Annotated in this window: 11 protein-coding genes and 1 pseudogene; 7 read left to right on the top strand and 5 right to left on the bottom strand. The window is 73.0% G+C overall.

Annotated features, from left to right (window positions below):
* A pseudogene (locus tag ABZV42_RS28135) lies at positions 1-1487 on the bottom strand (pyruvate, phosphate dikinase); the annotation flags it as partial.
* A gap of 666 nt (positions 1488-2153) precedes the next feature.
* On the opposite strand from ABZV42_RS28135, the gene ABZV42_RS28130 reads away from it, so the two are divergent.
* Positions 2154-3077, top strand: coding sequence for a helix-turn-helix transcriptional regulator (locus ABZV42_RS28130; RefSeq protein ID WP_355986051.1), 924 nt, complete (start codon positions 2154-2156; stop codon positions 3075-3077).
* Entirely contained in the window at positions 3074-4093 is a 1020-nt protein-coding gene (locus ABZV42_RS28125) for an aldo/keto reductase (protein WP_355986048.1), read from the top strand. Before ABZV42_RS28130 ends, ABZV42_RS28125 begins: the two co-directional genes overlap by 4 nt.
* A gap of 113 nt (positions 4094-4206) precedes the next feature.
* On the opposite strand, the gene ABZV42_RS28120 is transcribed toward ABZV42_RS28125, so the two are convergent.
* Positions 4207-5454 carry a cytochrome P450 gene (locus ABZV42_RS28120; protein WP_355986045.1) on the bottom strand — a complete coding sequence of 416 codons (1248 nt, stop codon included), beginning with the start codon at positions 5452-5454 and terminating at the stop codon, positions 4207-4209.
* Positions 5455-6005: 551 nt separating this feature from the next.
* Between ABZV42_RS28120 and ABZV42_RS28115 the strand changes: the two genes are divergently transcribed.
* The 5 genes from ABZV42_RS28115 (at position 6006) to ABZV42_RS28095 (ending at position 12316) form a co-directional block, all read left to right on the top strand.
* Entirely contained in the window at positions 6006-6281 is a 276-nt protein-coding gene (locus ABZV42_RS28115) for a hypothetical protein (RefSeq protein ID WP_355986042.1), read from the top strand.
* A gap of 103 nt (positions 6282-6384) precedes the next feature.
* Positions 6385-7581, top strand: a complete 1197-nt coding sequence (locus ABZV42_RS28110; RefSeq protein WP_356054137.1) for a radical SAM protein — start codon at positions 6385-6387, stop codon at positions 7579-7581.
* Entirely contained in the window at positions 7578-9014 is a 1437-nt protein-coding gene (locus ABZV42_RS28105; protein ID WP_355986038.1) for an MFS transporter, read from the top strand. Before ABZV42_RS28110 ends, ABZV42_RS28105 begins: the two co-directional genes overlap by 4 nt.
* Before the next feature lie 51 nt (positions 9015-9065).
* Positions 9066-11198 (top strand): prolyl oligopeptidase family serine peptidase, encoded by a 2133-nt coding sequence (locus ABZV42_RS28100; RefSeq protein ID WP_356054135.1) that lies wholly within the window; start codon positions 9066-9068, stop codon positions 11196-11198.
* Positions 11195-12316, top strand: coding sequence for a glycosyltransferase (locus ABZV42_RS28095; protein ID WP_356054133.1), 1122 nt, complete (start codon positions 11195-11197; stop codon positions 12314-12316). Before ABZV42_RS28100 ends, ABZV42_RS28095 begins: the two co-directional genes overlap by 4 nt.
* Before the next feature lie 275 nt (positions 12317-12591).
* Here ABZV42_RS28095 and ABZV42_RS28090 read toward each other — a convergent pair whose 3' ends face one another.
* The 3 genes from ABZV42_RS28090 to ABZV42_RS28080 are packed head-to-tail and all read right to left on the bottom strand — an operon-like array spanning position 12592 to position 17131.
* Complete coding sequence (locus tag ABZV42_RS28090) at positions 12592-13203, bottom strand: GAF domain-containing protein (RefSeq protein ID WP_355986032.1); 612 nt, start codon at positions 13201-13203, stop codon at positions 12592-12594.
* Positions 13200-14060 carry a S8 family serine peptidase gene (locus tag ABZV42_RS28085; protein ID WP_356054132.1) on the bottom strand — a complete coding sequence of 287 codons (861 nt, stop codon included), beginning with the start codon at positions 14058-14060 and terminating at the stop codon, positions 13200-13202. Before ABZV42_RS28085 ends, ABZV42_RS28090 begins: the two co-directional genes overlap by 4 nt.
* Positions 14057-17131: an adenylate/guanylate cyclase domain-containing protein gene (locus ABZV42_RS28080; RefSeq protein WP_356054130.1), complete on the bottom strand. Its 3075-nt coding sequence runs from the start codon at positions 17129-17131 to the stop codon at positions 14057-14059. The genes ABZV42_RS28085 and ABZV42_RS28080 overlap by 4 nt, the downstream gene beginning before the upstream one ends.
* Between the last annotated feature and the right edge of the window lie 14 nt (positions 17132-17145).

Here is a 17145-nt window from a genome sequence, read left to right as displayed (position 1 = left end):
CGAGCCGTCGACGGAGACGACCGAGCCCTCCTCGACCACGGTTGCCCCCACGGTGAACCTGCGCCCCTCGGTGTCCACCGTGATCTCCTCGGCCCCGCACACGCACTCCGTGCCCATGCCCCGGGCGACGACGGCCGCGTGGCTGGTCTTGCCGCCGCGGCTGGTCAGCACCGCCTGCGCGGCGATCATGCCGGGCAGATCGTCCGGGGTGGTCTCCCGACGCACCAGGACGACCTTCTCGCCCGCCGCGGCCCGTCGAACCGCCTCGGCCGAATCGAACACCGCGGCGCCCACGGACGCGCCGGGGGAGGCCGGCAGACCGTGCGCGAGGACCTCGCCCACGGCAGAGGTGTCGAACCGGGGGAACATCAGCCGGGCGAGACCTTCCCCGCCGACCCGGTCCAGACTCTCGTCCGGGGTGATCAGGCACTCGTCGGCCCGCTCCGCGGCGATGGTGAACGCGGCCTCGGCGGTGCGCTTGCCGACCCGGGTCTGAAGCATCCACAGCCGCCCGCGCTCGATGGTGAACTCGATGTCGCACAGATCCCGGTAGTGCGACTTCAGTGTCGTCATGTGGGCGCGGAGCCGGTCGTACGACACCGGATCCAGCTCCGCGAGAGCCGTCAGCCGTACGGTGTTGCGGATGCCCGCGACGACGTCCTCGCCCTGCGCGATCGCAAGGTGGTCGCCGTACAGGCCGGGCCGGCCCGTGGACGGGTCCCGGGTGAACGCGACACCGCTGCCGGAATCGGTGCCGAGATTGCCGAAGACCATGGTCTGCACGTTCACCGCGGTGCCGAGGTCGTCGGGGATGTGCTCACGGCGGCGGTAGATCCGGGCGCGCTCGCCGTTCCAGGACTCGAAGACGGCGAGCACCGCCCGCCGCAACTGCTCGGCCGGTGACTGCGGGAAGTACTCGCCGGTCTCGGCGGACGAGATCCTGGTACGACTCTACGAGCGTGGCCAGATCCGCCGCCGTCAGCTCCAGGTCGCTCGCGGCGACCCGTGCCCGCTTCAGGTCGTCCAGGACGCCTTCGAAGAGGGAACTGTCGACGCCCATGACCGTACTGCCGAACATCTGCACGAGACGGCGATAGGAGTCCCAGGCGAAGCGCTCGTTGCCGGAGACCTTCGCCAGGCCGAGGACGGACGCGTCGTTGAGACCGATGTCGAGGACCGTCTCCATCATGCCGGGCATGGAGAACCGCGCCCCGGAGCGCACGGACAGCAGCAGCGGATCGTCAGGCTGTCCCAGCCGCCGTCCGGCGGCCTCCTCCAGGGCCGTCAGGTGGTCGGAGACCTCCGCGATCAGACCGGGCGGCTCGGTGCCGGGAGAGGAAGGCCCGGCAGGCGTCCGTGGTCACGGTGAAGCCCGGCGGGACCGGCAGACCCAGCCGGGTCATCTCGGCGAGGTTGGCGCCCTTGCCGCCGAGCAGCTCGGCCAGGTCGCGGCCGCCTTCTGCGAAGTCGTACACGAAGCGGGCCATGACGCCGGCCTCCTCTGTCGGGTGTCGCCTTGCCGGGTGTCGCACTGGAGCACATTTCCAGCATCCGACCGGCGCGGACGAAGCGGCAGGTGCCGTCGGACCTCCTCAGGGGGCCGGTCGGCCCGCCTTCGTGGGAGCGCCCCGGAGGCCAGAGGTGAGGCATGTAGTGCCGGAGGGGAGTGCTGGACCCTCCGTGTGTCATGCGGCTGTGCGCTCGACGGCGTGGTGCGACCGGTACGGGTGTCCCGACAGGCTGATGTCTCGACCCGAGGAGCCAGTTGGCCCGCCCGACACGGCTGCGACGCCGTCGGCCCGGTCCTCGTCCAACGACCTCGGGCAGGTGGGAGGCACCGCCCTTCCAGGTAATGGCAGTACCTCGCAGTCCCCTCCCGGCACATCTACCGTGAAGGAGCCGGCACAGAAGTCACGCCGATCAAGAGGATTCACGCCGATCTAATGGATCCACGCCGATCAAGAGGAGTCACCCGTGCCCCTGGATTCCCGCCCGACAGCGGCCCCGCGATTCGCCGGGGCCGTGGCACCCCCGCGGTCCCTGCCCGGCGTCGTCCGGTGCGGTGGCGCAGGGACGCGGCCCGCGTGCTTCGCGGGCTCGCCCGCGGTCAGGTGCGCCGTCGGTGCGGCCGAGGAAGCCTTCGAGATCTGATCATGGCCGAGAACGACAAGAAGAACGTGGCCGCCGAGGTCCGTGAGTTCCTCGGCACCCGGCGGGCGCGGATCACCCCGCAGGAGGCCGGGCTGCCCGTCTACGGAGGAAACCGCCGCGTCGCGGGCCTGCGCCGCGAGGAGGTCGCACTCCTCGCGGGAATGAGCGTGGACTATTACGTGCGGCTCGAGCGCGGGAACCTCAGCGGCGCCTCGGACTCGGTGCTCGACGCCCTCGCTCGCGCACTACAGCTCGACGAGGCCGAGCGCACCCACCTCTACGACCTGGCTCGTGCGTCGACTCCCTCCGGCCGGCGTCCCACCGTGACCGCTTCCCGCGTGCGGCCCACGATCCTGCGGCTGCTCGACTCGATGACCGACGCGCCGGCGTATGTACGCAACGCCCGGTTCGACATTCTCGCCGCCAACGCGCTGGGCCGTGCCCTGTACGCGCCGGTCTTCGATTCTCCGCTGTTCGCGCAGCGCGGCCCCGTCAACACCGCCCGCTTCCTGTTCCTGGACCCCGCGGGCAGGGACTTCTGGGTCGACTGGGACAAGGGTGCCGACGACTCGGTCGCCTTCCTGCGCAGCGAGACCGGCCGGGCGCCGCACGACAAGGCGCTGACCGACCTGGTCGGCGAGCTCACGACCAGGAGCGACGATTTCGCACGCCGCTGGGCGCGCCACGACGTGAAGATTCACCGCTCCGGCGTCAAGAACCTTCGCCACCCGCTGGTCGGCGATCTCGCACTGCCCTACGAGGCGATGGACCTGCCGGCCGATCCCGGTCTGCGCCTGAACTTCTACACCCCTGAACCTGACTCGCGAGAGCGGGAGGCCCTCAGCCTGCTCGCCGGCTGGGCCGCCACCGGCACGGTCACCCCTCGCGCGACGACCGAATACCCGATGAGGAGAACACATTCATGAACCACCGACCGCTCGGTCGCACCGGCATCCAGGTCAGCCCGCTCTGTCTGGGCGCGATGATGTTCGGCCCCTGGGGCAACGAGGACGAGGCCGACTCCCTGCGGATCATCCACCGGGCCCTCGACGCCGGCATCAACTTCATCGACACCGCGGACGTGTACTCCGCAGGGATCTCGGAGGAGATCGTCGGCAAGGCGCTCAAGGACCGACGCGAAGACGTGGTCCTCGCGACCAAGTTCTTCATGCCGATGAGCCAGGACGACCCCAATCAGCGGGGAGGCTCGCGGCGCTGGATCATCCGCGAGGTCGAGAACTCCCTCCGGCGCCTGCGCACCGACCACATCGACCTCTACCAGGTCCACCGCCCCAGCCCGGACACCGACGTCACCGAAACCCTCGGCGCGCTCTCCGACCTCGTGCACCAGGGCAAGATCCGGTACATCGGCTCCTCGTCCTACTCCGGCTCCCAGATCGTCGAGGCCCAGTGGGTCTCCCGCGAACGCCGCCTGGAGCGGTTCGTGACCGAGCAGCCGCCGTACTCCATCCTGGTCCGCGGCATCGAAGAGGACGTCCTGCCCACCGTGCGCCGCCACGGCATGGGCACGCTGACCTACAGCCCCCTCAGCGGCGGCTGGCTCTCGGGCCGCTACCGCAAGGAGGCCTCCTCCGGACCGGCCTCCGCCGCGCGCCCGCCGGCCCGCTTCGACATGAGCAGCCCGGCCAACCAGCGCAAGCTCGATGCCGTCGAGCAGCTCGCGCTCCTGGCGGAGAAGGCCGGCATGTCCCTGATCGAGCTGTCCGTCGCCTTCGTGATCAACCACCCAGGCGTCACCTCGGCGATCATCGGGCCTCGCACCATGGAACAGCTCGAAGCGTTCCTGCCCGCCGCCGACATCACGCTCCCCGCCGACGTCCTCGACCGCATCGACGAGATCGTGGCTCCCGGCGTGACGGTCAACCCCGCGGACAACAGCTACGGGGACTACGAGCTACGGGCTGACCAGCGCCGCCGCTGACGCGAACCGGCTCGGCTTGTGGCAGCTCATCGCGGGCCAGGAGGTGGAGGCGGCCCGGCCCGGCGTGGGTCCGCGCTTCGCCGAGGAGGCCGGCGGGGTGCCCTGGTGTTCCCTCAGGCCGGTCCGCTGGGCAGGACGGGGAGCGCGGCCAGACGGCGGTGCAGATAGCCGCCGCCCCAGGCCAGTTCGTTCAGCGGGACAGCCGGCTTCAGCCGGCGCCAGCGGCAGAGTACGGCGGTCAGGGCCACCGTGAGTTCGAGACGGGCCAGCGCCGATCCGGGACAGTAGTGCGGCCCCAGGCCGAAGGACAGGTGCCGGCCTGCCGTACTGCGGTCCGGGTCCAGCGTTCCGGGGTCGGCGTGACAGCGCGGGTCGTGATTGGCCGAGGCCACGGAGAGCAGGACACCGCTGCCCGCCGGAATGACCGTGTCCCCGAACCGGACGTCCTCGAGCGCCACCCTCTTGGTGCTGAACGGGCCCGGCGTGTCCCAGCGCAGCAACTCGTCCACCGCGCGCGGAATCCGCGACGGCTCGTCCCTCAGGAAGTCCTGTACGTCGTGATGGCCGAGCAGCGCCACCACGCCCATGCCGATCGCCTGCACCGTGCTGTCGAAGCCGGCCAGCAACAGCATCGCGAGGAGGGAGGCGACCTCGTCCTCGGTCGCGCCGCCCTGCTCATGCCACGTGGCGAGAACGCGGGAGACGACGTCGTCGCCCGGAGTGGCGGCTCGGCGGGCCATCTCGCCGCGGACGAACGCGTCGATACGGGCCACGGCCTCCTCGACGGCGCGGGCGGTGCGGCCCGCCTTGTCCGCGAGGAGCGCCACCGGTTCGTACAGTGCCGCCCGCTCCTCCGCCCGTACCTCGAAGACCTCGCACAGCGATCCGAAGGCGAACGGGCGCGCGAACGCGTCCATCAGCTCCACCGGTCCCTGCCCACGGGCCGCGTCCGCCGCGTCGAGGAGTTCACCGGCGGCCCGCTCGATGCGTTCCCGATGGACGGCCATACGGGCCGGGGTCAGGGCCGGCGTCGCCAGTCGGCGGATCCGCGTGTGGTCCGGCGGGTCGTAGTTGACCAGAGTCACGTCCAGGGCGCGACGGCGTACGCCGGGGTCGGGAACGCGTCCGCCGCTCAAGGAGAGACGGGGGTCGAGGAATCCGGCCCGTACGTCCTCGGCACGGGTCACCAGCCATGCCGGCCGTCCGGCGGGCGTCCTGATCCGGGCCACGGGACACGTCTCCCGGATCCCGGCCAGCGCCTCCTCCGGCCGGGCCAGGAACCCAGCCCCGAGCGGCTCCGGCAGCCGCCGCGGACCTGCCGGCGCGGGCGGGGCGGCCGTGACGACGGGCTCGGTATCCATACGGAGGCGTCCTCTCGCGGTCGCGGAGTGTGCGGAGTCACCGTAGGAACGGCCGGTTGCCCGCGGGTTCGCGCCCGGTGCGATTCCGGTATACGGCCGACCCGGCCCACCTGGCCGGTGACGCGTGCGACTACCTGCCGTACGGCCTCCATACCGCCTTCGCCGCGCGGCCTCACTCGCCTCCGCCGGGCGCCCGCGCCAGCGCCCCACGCTCGCTTTCGTCCCGCGCCCACACTCGCCTCCGCCGAGCGCCCACACTCGCCTCCGCCGAGCGCCCACACTCGCCTCCGCCGAGCGCCCACGACGCTCCAGGACGTTCACCCCTCCGCCGTACCGACGAGGCAGCGCCCAGCAGCCGCCGCCGTTTCCGCGGCACCTCCGTCACGCTCTCCCCCGTACGGCCACTCCACCCTGCGCCACCGCCCCACCAGGGGATTCACCGAGGGCCAACCCGCGCTGAACCGGTGCCGAACCCCGTCCTCCTAGCTTCCTGCCGGTCGGCGCAGTGCTGCCGTCAGTCGTCCCGAACGCCCGTCGTATGGAGGACCATCATGGCCGAGAACGTCGAGCCCAACGAGGAGACCACCGAGACGCCCGCGGAGGAGACTCCCGAGGTCGTCGCGCACGCCGCGTCGAACGTGGCGTGGTGCGGGGTGCACCAGGAGACCGCCGTCGACGAGCCCGAAGTGGTCGCGCACGCCGCGTCGAACGTGGCCTGGTGCGGCGTGCACCAGGAGTCGGCCGTCGACGAGCCCGAGGTGGTCGCGCACTCCGAGGAGGGCGAGGACACCCCCTGGTGCGGCGTCCACCAGGAGCACAACGCCTGATCGGCTCACCACCGGCGCGGTCCTCCGGTCGCGGTGGCGCCTGACGCCACCGCGACCGGGCCGCGCCCGCCGTCCATCTCCCGCCCCCGCTCCGGAGGTTGCCGTGCCCGGTACGCAGTCCGTCGCCGTCCCCGCCGCCGGGGCCCGTCTGATCCAGGCCGACAGGGGGTGGTGGTTCCTGGGCGCGGGCGGATACGCGCTGATGCGCCCCGGTCAGGTGCAGGCCGACGGCACCCTGCGGCCCTCGGCCGAGCGCTATCTCCGCGAGGCGGGACTGTACGACGTGAAGCGCTACACCTCGTACTCGCTGACGGTACTGACCAGCACGGACTGCAACCTCGGCTGTGGCTACTGCTTCCAGAACACCGCGCAGGACCCCAAGGGCGGCAGCCGGCCGCCGCGCATCCGGCACGCCCGCCTGACCCCCGAAGCCGTGGGCCAGGTCCTGGACTTCACCCGCGAGCGCATGGCGGCCGCCGGCATGGACAAGCTGTCGCTGCTGCTCTTCGGTGGCGAGCCGCTGCTCAACCCGCGCGGCTGCCGTGACCTGCTCACCAGGGCCGGGAAGCTGGGGGACCTGACGGCGTCGATGACGTCCAACGGCACGCTGCTCACACCGCTCGTCGCCAAGGAGCTCAACGCGGCGGGCCTCGGCTCCGTACAGGTGACATTCGACGGCGACCGGGCCGATCACGACGCCATCAGGGTACGGCGCTCGGGAGGCGGCACCTTCGACGTCATCGTCTCCAACATCGCGCGCGCCATCGAGAAGACCTCCCTGCGCTGGATGCTGCGGGTCAACGTCTCGCACCTGAACCGGGACGGCGTGGACGACCTCGTCGAGCGGCTCGGCGCACACCTCGATCCGGCCCGCTGCGGTATCCACTTCGCCCGCGTCGGTGATGTCGGTGTGGGCTACGCGAACAACCTGCTGCACGAGGACGGCCTCGTCGACGACTTCGTCCGCTGGCACGCCCGGGCACTGGAGCTCGGCTTCACTGTGGCCCGTCCGCGCGCCCATGTCCCCTGCCAGGCCTGCTCTTTCACCGACGGGCGCTACGGTGCGGTCGTCAACGCCGACGGTGTGCTGGCCAGTTGCTGGGAGACCGCGGGCAAGCCCGGCATGGAGGTCGGCACGATCGGCGACGGCTATCTCGACGCCGAGCAGACACAGGGCCGTTGGGTCAGCTGTCACGACCACTACCAGTACGAGGAGGAGGCGGCCGTCCGCGCCGTCTTCCAGGACCGGGTCGACGCCGCGGTCCTGGACTGCCTCAACTCCGCCGGACGGCTGCGATGAAGGGCGCCGGCATCCTGCGGACCAACGCCGACTTCCGCCGCTACTGGCTCAGTTCGACACTGTCCACCCTCGGATCGCAGCTGTCGCTGCTCGCCTTCCCGCTGCTCGTCCTTTCCATCGGAGGCAGCGCGGCACAGGCCGGTACGGTCGCGACCTGTTCACTGGTGACCAGGACCCTGCTGCGCCTGCCCGCCGGCCATCTCGCCGACCGGATCGACCGTCGGATGATCATGGTCGGGACCGACCTGGTACGGCTCGTGGCGTTGGCCAGCATTCCCCTGATGTCGGCGCTGGGAGACCTCGGACAGGCCCATCTCCTCGGCGTCGCCGCGGTCGAGGGCGCGGCCACCGCCCTCTTCGCACCCGCGGCCACGATCGCCGTACGCGACGTGGTGCCGGAGAAGGACCTCACCGACGCGCTGAGCCGCAGTCAGGCGGCCATGGCGACGAGTTCGCTCATCGGCCCCTTCCTCGGCGGCATGCTGTACACGCTCGACCCGATCCTGCCCTTCGCCGTCGACGCCCTCTCCTACGGGGTGTCCGCAGTGCTGCTGCTGCGGATCGCCACCCGCCCCCGACGCCAGGTCGTCGGGCCGGCGCGCGACAACCGGCTCACGGCCGGTCTGCGCTGGCTGACACACCAACGGGCCCTGCTGGCCGCGCTGTTGTTCGCCGCCGGCATCAACGTCGTATCGGCGGCGGCCCAGACGACCATGGTCGTCTCCCTGCGGCAGAGCGGCACCGGCGGGACGGCGATCGGAGCGGTGATGGGCTGCGCGGGCGTCGGCGCCATGCTGGGCGCCGCCGCAGCACCCCGGTTGATCAAGAGGCTTCCCGCCGCCCGCCTGTTCCTGCTCATCGGCGCCGTCTGGTCGATCGGCCTCGCCGTCTTCTCCGCGACCACCCACCCCTGGGCGATCGGCCCCGTACTGGTCGTGGTCGTCTTCTTCAGCCCGCCGGCCGGCATCGTCGTCGGCCGCGCGATGCTGGTGCTCGCCCCCCGGGACCTGCTCGGCAGGGTCAGCACCGCGACCGGCCTGGTGATGGCCGGTCTCGCCTCTCTCGGGCCGCTCCTGGCGGGCTCCTTCGTGGACTCCCTGGGGTCGAGCCACACCTGGCTGGCCCTCGCCGGAACCGCCGCCGTGGTCACGCTCGTGTCGTCGGTGCCGCTGCTGCGCGAGACCAGCCTCGACGCCGTGGCGGACGACGCAGAGAAGGCCGGTGCCGCCGTTGTCCGGGACGTGCCCGTGCCCGAGCCCGTGGACACTTCTGCCTCCTCCGGTCGCCCGGACTTCCCGGCCCCCGCGGGCGTGAGCCATGCCGACCGGCCGGCGGTCGAGGCGCATGGCGAGCCGGCCCCCGCTGACGACTCCGGGCCCGTGGACCCGTATCCGGCGCCTCCCGTGCGACGCCCGGGGACGGACGGCGTCTGAGCCCGTCCTCCTCACGCCACCGACGTGATCCGTTCACCCTGGAGCGCCGCGATGACCCAGTCCCCGCCCCGCGACGCCGGGCCGGCGGCCGACCGGAACACCTGCCCGCCGGCCCCACGCAGCGGACCGGAGGAGATCCTGCACGGCCGGCGGGTCGCCGACCCCTACCGCTGGCTGGAGGATGCGCGGGACCCCGCCACCATCGCGTGGAGCGCCGCTCAGGAACGACTCCTCGCCCAGGAGGAGGCCCGCTGGCCCGCCCGGGACGAGTTGCTCACGCGGATGACCGCCCTGCTCGCCGGAGGCGGCGCCCGTCCGCCGGTGGCGCGCGGCGGACGGGAATTCCACCTGTGCAGGCGACCCGGGCGCGAACTTGCCGCGCTGGCCGTCCGGGAGAGCGGCCGGACGAGGATCCTGCTCGACCCGCTGGAGGCCGACCCGTCCGGAACGACCGTGGTCGAGGCCTGGGAACCCTCCTGGGAGGGCGGCCTCGTGGCCGTCCAGCTGTCCTCGGGCGGTACGGAGCACTCGGTGCTGCGCGTGCTCGACACCGAGACCGGCGAGACGGTCGACGGGCCCGTGGACCGGGTCCGCCGTTCCCCCGTGGCATGGCTGCCGGGTGGCCGGGCCTTCTACTACGTACGCCGACTGGCGCCCGCACACGCCGCCGGCGAAGTTCTGCCCCGCCGCGTATACCTGCACCAGGTCGGCACGCCCGCCCACCAGGACGTGGAGATCTTCGGGGCCGGGCGGTCGGACACCCAGTACTACACCGTCGCCACCGCCCCCGACGGCCGGATCCTGGTCGTCGGCGCCAGCGAGGGCACCTCTCCGCGCACCGGCCTGTGGACCGCAGACCTGACCGCGACCGGGCCGGACCGCCCCGACCTGCGCCGCTTTCAGTACGAGGACGACGGCCACACCGCCGTCCGCCTGAGGCCGGGCGAGGGGCCACTCCTCCTCAGGACCACCGTCGGCGCCCCGCGCGGCCGGATCGCCGCGGCGCCTCGCGGCGCCAAGGACCCCGCACAGTGGCGCACCCTCGTCGCCGAGCAACCCGGCACCGTACTCCAGGACTTCGCCGTCCTGGACGGCCCGGCACTGGACCGGCCGCTCCTGGCCGTCGTACGAACCCGGCACGCGGTCGGCGAGTTGACCCTGCACGACGCCAGGACCGGATCCCACGCCAGGACCGTACCCCTGCCCGGACGGGGGACGGTGACGCAACTGACGGCACATCATGAAGCTGGCCACGAGCTGTGGTTCGCGTACAGCGACCACATCACACCCACCGTCGTCCTGCACTACGACGCCGTCACCGGACAGCTGCGCCCCTGGCCGGGTGGCTCCCCGGCGGTCGACCCCGTCGACGGCGTGATCGTCACCCAGGAGACCGTGCGCTCCCGCGACGGCACCCAGGTGCGCATGTTCGTCATGTCACCCACAGGCCGCCCGGACCGGCCCCGCCCCGCCGTCGTCACCGGATACGGCGGCTTCGGCGCCTCGATGACCCCAGGCTTCACCCCGCAGGCCATCCCCTGGGTGCGGGCGGGCGGCGTGTACGCGGTCGCCTGCGTACGCGGCGGGGGAGAGGAGGGCGAGGAATGGCACTCGGCCGGACGCCGTGAGCACAAGCGCAACACCTTCGACGACTTCGACGCGGCGGCGGACCACCTCCTCCGCGACGGCTGGGCCGCGCCGGGCCGGCTCGGCGTTCTCGGCAGTTCCAACGGAGGACTGCTGGCCGCCGCCGCCCTCACCCGACGCCCGGAGACCTACGCGGCCGTCGTGTGCGTCGCACCCCTGCTCGACATGGTGCGCTACGAACTGTCGGGCATGGGCGCGAGCTGGCGCGACGAGTACGGAAGCGCCGCGGACCCCGCCCAGTTCGCGCACCTGCTCTCGTACTCGCCCTACCACCAGGTGCGCGAGGGCACGCGCTATCCCGCCGTGCTGCTGGCCGTATTCGACGGGGACACGCGCGTCGACCCCGCCCACGCACGCAAGATGTGCGCCGCCCTGCAATGGGCCGGTACCGGTGACGCGCCGGTCGTGCTGCGCACCGAGCGCGACGTCGGACACTCGGCGCGCGCCTCCTCGCGAAGCGCCCGCCTCTACGCGGACGTCATGGCCTTCCTCGCCCACCACTTGGGCCTTCCGCTGACGGGGGAGACGCCGACATGAACGTGCTCCTGTGTCCGCTCAGCGACCCGGGCTACCTGTACCCCGCCCTCGCCGTGGGCCGCGAACTGCGCCGCCGCGCCCACACGGTGCGCGTCCTGGCCGGACCGAACGCCGCTCCGGTGACCACCGAGGCGGGACTGGACCTGTCCGCCGTCACGGACGCCACGGCCCTGTCGGTGACCCAATGGTCGGTCCGCGGCCCCGAGCAGTACACCGCGGTGGCACGGGCCGTCCGACGGCTGCGACCCGACGTCCTGGTCACCTCCGTGCTCTGCCACGGCGCACTCGTGGCCGCCGAAGCCGCCGACCTGCCCGTGGTGGTCCTCGGACTCACCGCGCACCTGTGGCCCTACCGCGGCGGAGACGCCGGCCCGGCGGACACGCACGACCGCACCTGGCGGCTGACGGAGACCCTGAAGCACTACGGAGCGCTCCGAGAGACGGCAGGCCTCGCGCCACGGCACGACCGCTTCCCGGACACCCCGCTGCTCGGCACCGCCTTCCTGCTGCGCGGTCACCCCCTCCTGGAGCCGGCCGACGCCGAACTGCCCCCGGCCGTAAGCCATGTCGGCCCCTGCTGGTGGGAACCAGAACCAGCCGCGTCCGAACCGCTCCCGGATACCAGGCCCCTGGCATACGTCCACCTCGGCCGGACCTTCGGCGGCACCTCGCTCTGGCCGCGACTCAACGCGGCCTTCACCGCAGGTACCCACCGGGCCGTCGTGGAACTGGGCCGGTCCGGCGCCCCCGAGGCCGCCCCGGACGCCGACCTGATCGTCGGCCGCCGCCCCTGGATGAGCCCGCTCGTCGACCGGGCCGACCTCGTCCTGACCAACGCCACCTCCGCCCCGGTCCTCGCCGCCCTCCTGCACGGCAAACCGCTGCTCGTGGCCCCCAACGGATCCGAGCAGCAGGTCCTCGCCACCGCCTGCCTGCGCGCCGGCGTCGCCCGCCGCCTGCCGGAGTCCGGCGCTCCCGCCGCGGACCTGCGTGCCGCCGTCGAGGAGACGGCGAACGACCCCCAAATGCGTTCGCGTGCCGAGGAGATCGGCGGCCTGCTCGCCGACGGCAAGAGCGAAACCCGCGCCGCCGACGCGGTGGAATCGGCGGCACGCTGAACCCAGGAGGCGTGGCGCGACGCCGGTCCCGTCCGAGACCGCCGCACGGAACCGAAGTGAGAGGCCGCAGGCCCGCGTTCCCTCCCGTCGGCTCTGTCGACCCCGTAGACCTCGCCGTATCCACCGAGGGCCACGGTGGGTCCATGGGCGCGGACCGAGGGGTCGGGGAAGTCCGCGCTCGCCAGCCACGCCAGCCTCGCCAGCCCCGCTGCCCCCACCGCCCCCGCCAACGGGAAGACGGGGGCTGCCCGACAGCCGCGGCAGCCCCCGGAGCCTCACCCCTCCTGCGACGCCTGCGGGGGCACTCCGTCGAGCAGTACGTCCCGCAGCGCGGCCAGGAGTTCCAGGCCCCGTGCGCGGACCGCCGCCGGAGTCTCCTCCTGGCGCCGGTCGGCGATGACGGCGAGGGCCGCCGCGGCCTGACGGGCGAAGAGGGCGAGGAGGTCGAGCTCGGAGAGGCTGGAGCGGGACTGCTGGGCGGGGTCGAGCACTTCGAGGACGCCGAGCACCCGGTCGTGATGGGCGAGCGGCGCCGCCATCAGGGCATCCGGCACGTAACCCGTGGCCTTGGCGACGTCCTTGGCGAACATGCCCTGTTCCCGGAGGTCGTCCGCGATCATGGGCTCACCCGAGACGAGCACCCAGCCCGCGAGACCCCGACCGGCCGGGAACCGCGAGCCCACGAGAGACTCCTCGCCCTCCCCGGCCACGGCCTGGAAGACCAGTTCGTCGGTGTCCCGGTCGTGCAGCAGCACGGAGCTGGCCGCGGCGCCGAAGATGGCCCGCGCGGTGTCGACGACGGACTGAAGCAGATCGTGCTCCGCGCTGCCGACGCGCGTCGCGGGGCCCCCGCCGGTGGCGGGGACGAGGCCGGGGGACTGGGTCATGATTCACCTCGGGTGACTGGTTCGCCGATGCGCACGTTCGCGGCGGAGAGGTAGAGCGCGTTCTTGATCTGAAACGGGGTCAGTTTCGGGCGGGTGCCGAGCAGGCGTGCGCACATCCCGCTGATGAAGGGGGTGGCGAAGCTGTTGCCCGTCGTACGGATCGTCTTCCCGCCCGTCCAGGCCACCTGCACGTTCTGGCCGGGCGCGAAGAACTCCACGGGTGGCGCGGGGTTGTAGAGGAAGAGACCGGAGTCGTCCTCGCGGTGGGTGCCGACCGAGATGACCGACGAGAAGCGCCAAGGGAAGCTCTCCACGGGGGTGTTGTGCGCGGACGCCACCAGCGTGGTCCCGGTGAAGAACGCCTGGTCGGCCAGCGCCCGCAGGGTCTCGAGGAATTTTGGGCGGGTCGTGGACAGACTGAGGTTGACCACGTCGAATCCCTGGTCGACGGCCCACCGCAGCCCGGTGAGGAGGGCCTCGCCACTGCCGGTGAAGCCCTCGCCCAGCACCCGCACGCTGTGCAGCTCGCAGTCCGGGGCCACCCGCCGGACGATGCCGGCGCACGCTGTTCCGTGCCCGCAGGCGTCGCCGGCGCCGTCGGGCAGCGGGCCGCTTTCGACGACGCGCAGGGTTCCGTCGGGGTCGGGCGCCACCTCGTAGGAGCCCTGGACGGCGCCGACCGAGGGATGGCCGCACTCCACCCCGGTGTCGACCACGCACACCCGCACCCCGCCGCCGTCCGACCAGGCCGAGGGGTCGGCGGGCAGGTCCGGCATCGTGTCGGCGAGCATCGTGAGTTCTTCGGGGGAGCGGTCACGCAGGCTCCAGGTGAGCCCTCCCGCCGTTCCTGTGGTCATGCGGTCCTGCCTTCCGGTGGGGCCGGGTGCCCTGCGCCCCGGGCCGTGGCCGTCGTCTCGTCGGCGAAGGCGGACGCGCGGTCCGTGCCCGGCCGGTGGCCCTTGGCGGCGTAGTGCTTCCGCGCGGTGTGCGCCTCCCGGGCCGCGTCCGCGGTCCGGCCGAGCGCGCGCAGGGTGTGAGCGAGGTCGAGGGCAGCGGTGCCCCGGACGAGGGGGGAGTCCGTCTCGGCCGCCGCGGCCACGGCCAGGCCCGCCCAGGCGCGCGCGAGGTCCGGTTCATCGGTGAGCGCCAGAGCGCGGGCCCGCAGCCCGTACGCGTCGGCGGACTCGGCCGGAGGCAGTCCGGACCGCTCGGGGTCCGGCAGAGCCCGCGCCTCCGCGGGCTCACCGCGGTCCAGCAGGATCCGCGCCCGCTCCCGGGCGATGCCGGGCAGAGCCCCCGTGGCGCCGAGCCCGTGTGCCGCGCGTGCCGCCTCCTCCAGCAGGGCGAGTCCTCGGTCCTGCGCGCCGGTCAGCGCCTCGACCTCGGCAGCGAACAGCGGGATGAACAGCGCGCTCTCGGCGTAGCCGAGGCCGCGAGCCAGTTGAGCCGCCTCGGCCAGCCGCTCTTGTGCCTCCTCGTGTCTGCCCTGAAGGGCCAGGAGCACGGCCAGGGGGCAGCACAGCGTGGCCCGGACGGTCGGCCGTCCGGCGCCGTGGGCCGTCAGCAGTTCCTCGCAGCGCGCCACGGCCTGCGCGACCGGGGTGGGGCCGCGCCACAGGGAGATGCCGATCGCGCCGAGCGCCAGTGCCCGTTCGGGTTCGGCGTCGGCCAGGTCGGCGTGGTCCAGGGCCCGTCGGAGCAGTTCCTCGGCCTCGGCGTGCCGTCCCCGGCGCTGACGGTCCTGGGCGATACGGACGCAGGCGCGGGCGATGCCCTGGTCGTCGCCCGCCCGGGTGAACAGGGGGAGAGCGACCTCGGCCACCTCGGCGGCGGATCCGTGCCGGGGGTCGAGCGCGGTGAGCGCGAGGCGGGCATGGGCGGCGCCCAGTGGATCGCCGGCCCGGTCGGCCGTGTCGAGCGCGTCCGCAAGCAGTTCCCGGCCGCGCCCGGGTTCGCCGCGGGCAACCTTCGTCTCGCCGAGCCGCCTAGAAGCCTCGCCAGCGAGGGGATCGCCGGGAGTGGCCAGATCCAGGGCCTGGGTGAGCAGGTCGTCGGCCCACCGCAGGTCGGAGCGTGCCAGGGCGGCCGCCCCGGCCCGGGTCAGCGTCTCGGCGGCGCGAGCGCGCAGCACGTCGGAGTCCCCGTCGTGGACGCCCAGTTCGGTGAGCAGACGGTGGGCGCGGGCCAGATGGGAGCCGACAGCGGCATCCCCGGCGTCGTGGCGGACGAGGATCTCGGCGGCGTGCTCGTGACGCCGGGCCCGTACCTTCTTGGCCATGCCGCGGTAGGCGGTCTCCTGCACCAGGGCGCTGCCGAACCGGAGGACGGAACCGGTCGACCGGGAGCGGCCGCCCGACTCGATGAGCCGCCGTCGTACGAGGCCGCTGAGTAGGCCGCCCGGGGACTCCGCCGGGCCCGCGGGCTCCTCGGCGCCGGCCAGTTCGGTCAGGTCGGCGCGCGGGAACTCGCGCCCGAGGACGGCGGCCACCTGGAGCAGGGTCCGCTCCCGCGGCGGCAGCGCGTCGATGCGGGCGCCGAGCAGGGCGTGGACGGTCAGCGGCAGGTCGTCGCCCTCGGCGGCCATGGCCGTCAGATGTTCCAGGTACAGCGGATTGCCCTCGGCGCGGTCGAGCGCGCCCTCCAGCACGTCGTGCCGGTGGGCGGCCACCTCGACCAGTTCGCCGGCGAGAGCGGCGGCCTCCTCCCGGGTGAGCGGTGTGAGCAGCAGCGACGCGGACCGCATGCGCCCGCTGCCCCAGCCGGGGCGGGACTCCAGCAGCTCCGGGCGGGCGACGCACACCAGGGCCACGGGGGAGCGGTCGAGCTCGTCCAGCAGCCGGTCCGCCATGTCGAGCAGGGGTGCGGACGCCCAGTGACAGTCGTCCAGGACCAAGACGACGGGCCGTTCACGGGACAGCGCGTCCAGGAGGCAGGCCAGTGCCATGAGCGTGTCGTCCGTGGACGGGCTGGGGGTGCCGTCCGTGAGGAGACCGGTCCGCAGCAGGCGCAGGGCCTGTTGTGCCTCGGTCCGCTCGGGTGCCGGCAGTCCGGCGAGGGCCGCGTCCTCGCCGGCGGAGGCGAGCACCTGGCGTACGGCTTCGGCGAGCGGCGACAGGGACCCCGTCTCGCCGTAGGGCCGGCACCGTCCCTCGCCGTACGCCGGGCAGCCCCGCAGCCACTCGCGCAGCAGGCGCGTCTTGCCGAGGCCGGCCTCGCCGTAGACGGTCACCAGGTGCGAACGCGGATCCGCCTCCAACTTGCGCAGCATCAGGCGTAGTTCGGCGAGTTCGTGCTCGCGCCCGATGAAAGGGGTGTCGAAGCGTCGTACCCGCTCCGGGTCGTCCTCGTGCAGGGCGAGCAGGCGGTGTGCCGGTACGGGGACGCCGACGCCCTTGAGAGAAAGCGATCCGGCGGACTCGGTGACCGCGGAGGGACCGGCGGCGTGCAGGGTGGCGGGGCCGATCAGGATGTCGCCCGCGCCGGCGTGCTGTTCGAGCCGGGCCCCGATGTTGACGACCTCGCCTGAGACCAGGGCCTGGCGGGCGGCGGGGTCGACGCTCACCACCACCTCGCCGGTGTTCACGCCGATGCGGACGGCGAGCCGTACACCGTGCTCCCGCTCCAGCTCGGTGTTGAGCCCGTCGAGGCTGGTGACCATGCCACGGGCGGCGGCCAGCGCGCGGTGGGCGTCGTCCTCATGACGGACGGGCACGCCGAAGACGGCCATCACGGCGTCGCCGATGAACTTCTCGACGGTTCCGCCGTGTTCCTCGATCCGCTCCCGCATCAGCGCGAAGTACCGGAGGGTGACGGTGCGCAGCGTCTCCGGGTCGAGCCGCCCGGACAGGGCCGTCGACCCGACGAGGTCGCAGAAGAGCACGGTCACCACCCGGCGCTCCTCGAGCGGGGCACCGTCGCCCGCGGCCACGCAGGCGGTTCCGC

Origin of the sequence: Streptomyces sp. NPDC005281 (genome assembly GCF_040607495.1) — a bacterium.
In the GTDB taxonomy this organism is placed as follows: domain Bacteria; phylum Actinomycetota; class Actinomycetes; order Streptomycetales; family Streptomycetaceae; genus Streptomyces.
Note: the sequence above shows the minus strand (reverse complement) of the source record. Positions and strands in the feature narration are given on the sequence as shown.

Coding starts and splice junctions, on each gene's coding strand:
- ABZV42_RS28090 (WP_355986032.1), bottom strand. CDS start 13,203: ATGACCCAGTCCCCCGGCCTCGTCCCCGCCACCGGCGGGGGCCCCGCG.
- ABZV42_RS28100 (WP_356054135.1), top strand. CDS start 9,066: ATGACCCAGTCCCCGCCCCGCGACGCCGGGCCGGCGGCCGACCGGAAC.
- ABZV42_RS28120 (WP_355986045.1), bottom strand. CDS start 5,454: ATGGATACCGAGCCCGTCGTCACGGCCGCCCCGCCCGCGCCGGCAGGT.
- ABZV42_RS28095 (WP_356054133.1), top strand. CDS start 11,195: ATGAACGTGCTCCTGTGTCCGCTCAGCGACCCGGGCTACCTGTACCCC.
- ABZV42_RS28125 (WP_355986048.1), top strand. CDS start 3,074: ATGAACCACCGACCGCTCGGTCGCACCGGCATCCAGGTCAGCCCGCTC.
- ABZV42_RS28115 (WP_355986042.1), top strand. CDS start 6,006: ATGGCCGAGAACGTCGAGCCCAACGAGGAGACCACCGAGACGCCCGCG.
- ABZV42_RS28130 (WP_355986051.1), top strand. CDS start 2,154: ATGGCCGAGAACGACAAGAAGAACGTGGCCGCCGAGGTCCGTGAGTTC.
- ABZV42_RS28085 (WP_356054132.1), bottom strand. CDS start 14,060: ATGACCACAGGAACGGCGGGAGGGCTCACCTGGAGCCTGCGTGACCGC.
- ABZV42_RS28105 (WP_355986038.1), top strand. CDS start 7,578: ATGAAGGGCGCCGGCATCCTGCGGACCAACGCCGACTTCCGCCGCTAC.